Below are 2,785 nucleotides of genomic sequence, written 5' to 3' on the forward strand. Positions count from 1 at the left end.
CAACTTTAAGTTCGTTGCGCAGGTATTGCGCAGATATTTAAGGAATATTTAACAAATTGTGCATACGATAATTGTAATTGTCTACAAAAGTTAATTGGCGTATTGACTCACGTGTGTATTATTTGTATGATTGATTTCGTCAAGTGATGCAAACGGTTCCAGCGAACAACAAAATTGCGCAACCGTTTGCATCAAATAGGGGACCCTTTGATATATATTGGACATTAAAAATTGTATTGTTTTTTGGGAGGATTTTTATGTTAAACAAAGGTTTTACACGCAAGGTCTTATCTCTTGCACTTGCATCAGGTATTGTTGTTACAGGAGTTGCCGCAAACGCTCCAGTTGTTAATGCAGCAAGCGTAAATGATTACGGTGTTCAGGCAAACATCAAGGACGGCAACATTCTTCACTGCTTCGATTGGACTTATCAACAGATTATTGATGAGCTTCCAAACATCGCTAAGGCTGGTTTCACTTCAGTTCAAACTTCACCTGCTCAGGCTGCAAACTCACAGAATGGAACTTGGTATTATCTTTATCAACCAGCAGGTTTTAGAGTGGGAGATGCAGGCCTTGGTTCTGAGGAAGATTTAAAAAGACTTTGCTCAGCAGCTGATGAATATGACATTAAAGTTATCGTAGATGTAGTTGCAAACCATCTTGCTGGTGACCACAACACTTCTATTGATGATGAGTTTAAGAACAAAGAGTACTGGCACAACAACGTTGGCCCTAACGGAAAACCATACGATATTCATTATAATATAAGACATGAAATCGTTAATAACGACATCGGTATGCCAGATTTAAATTCCGAGCATCCTTTTGTTCAACAGAAGGTAAAAAGCTACGTTCAACAGCTTAAGGCTGATGGTGTTGACGGTATTCGTTGGGATGCTGCCAAGCACATCTCTCTTCCTTCAGAAGGATGTAATTTCTGGAGAACTGTAATTGATCCAACAATGTTCAATTATGGAGAAATTCTTGATACACCTGTAGAAAATAACCCTCAACTATCAAACAGTCTTATGTCAGAGTACACAGATTATATGGCAGTTACTGACAGCGGATATAGCAATGGTGTTACACAGTCTATTAGAGATGGCAAAGTTCCTACTGGATATGGTAATTGGACATTAGTTTCCGGCATCGAAGATAGCGAAGTTGTTTACTTCGGAGAAACTCATGACACATATTCAAATGAGCCAAATCATTCTTGGTCTAAATACCTTAACCAAAATATCGTAGATAGGGGATATGCTATCGTTGCTTCAAAGGCCAACGCTAGAGCTCTTTATTTCTCAAGACCTTTCGAGACAAATAAGGAAAACATCAAGATAGGTAAGAAAGGAAGCGATAGCTTTAAGCATAAAGAGGTTGCAGCTGTAAACAAGCTTCACAACCTTGCAGTAGGTCAGAGCGAATACTATAGCACAGATGATAATGTAGCAATCGTATCAAGAAAGATTGGCGCTACACTTGTTAACTGTAACAGCAACTGTTCAAACAGAACTGTATCTGTTAAAAACCCAGGTGGACACCTTGAGGCTGGCCAGTACAAGGATGAAGTAACAGGAAATACATTTACAGTTACATCTTCTACAATCTCTGGTGAAATTGGTTCTACTGGTATTGCTGTTCTTCTTAAGGACGAGAATGGAAACGGCGGCAATGGTGGCAACGGTGGCGACAACGGCGGCAACGGCGGGGATGAGCAGGTTACTCAGTATACAATCTACTTCTCTAACAACAAGGGCTGGAACGACGTTTACGCTTATACATGGAAAGACGACAAGGGTACAGTTTCATGGCCTGGTAAGAAGATGGAATTCGTAAAGACAAATGAATTTGGCGAGTCTATTTACAAGCTCACAATTCCATCAGATATAGATGGACTTATCTTCACAGACAACAACGGCAACCAGACAGCTGACATCACATCTGGTTTTGCAAACAACACAGGTTACTACATTTCTGGTGGAAATGGTAACAAGCTTTCAGTAGGCACCTACAACTACAAGTAATTCTTCCTTATATAAATATTTTGATTTCAGTGGGCACTTCCCTTAAACAAACCCACCCGAAGTCATAGATTTCTCTCATGCGAGGCGTTTCATAAGCGCCTCGCCTTTTCTTTACACATTTTTCGCTGATTCTCTCACTGCCGCCCCGACACCATGTAGCATCTATAGACTCTGGCGCCCCTGCCCTCGGGCCCCGCCCACCGCCGCGCTGTCCCCCCTCTGGTTCTGTCAAAGTATAGGAATTTGTATTTTCTAAATGCTACACTGCGCTTTCTTTATGGTAGGTGTCTTTTAAATTCATTGCACCTTGGGCGCTACAGTATGTATTGCACAGACACACACTATTTTTAGTAATGCTCCACATCAGAGTATATAACTATCAGTTGCTGGAATTTGTAGTGCGCTTAGTAAAATAAAAAGCAGGTTTTGAATGAATAGGCAGCAGCCGCTAGGACGACGGCTGCAGTGGTCACTTGAGACACGATGTTGAATGTGCCACGGTGACTATACATACAAAACCTGCTTTTTTAATTTTACTTAGCAAGCGGAGTATGGAAGCAACTGATAGTTATATACTCTGAGGGGGGGAGCAGTAGTTATACTTACAAGTGTCTGGGCTATACATACAGTAGCTTCAAAGTGCAACACCAATTAAAAGTCACCTACTAAAAGCTCGTTTGTAGCATTAAGAAAATGCATAATTCCTATCCATATTATGACAGTACCAGAGGGAGGACAGCGCGGCGGTGGGCTGGGAC

At 41.2% G+C, this 2,785-nt stretch carries 1 protein-coding gene; it reads left to right on the plus strand.

All coding sequences use genetic code 11. From position 1 onward, the window contains the following. Nucleotides 1-257: 257 nt before the first annotated feature. A complete protein-coding gene (locus BLR54_RS11795) occupies nucleotides 258-2,027 on the plus strand; it encodes an alpha-amylase family glycosyl hydrolase (RefSeq protein WP_176761941.1) in 1,770 nt (589 codons plus the stop codon). The last annotated feature ends 758 nt before the right edge of the window (nucleotides 2,028-2,785 follow it).

This window comes from Pseudobutyrivibrio sp. YE44 (assembly GCF_900104335.1).
Classification (GTDB): Bacteria; Bacillota; Clostridia; order Lachnospirales; family Lachnospiraceae; genus Pseudobutyrivibrio.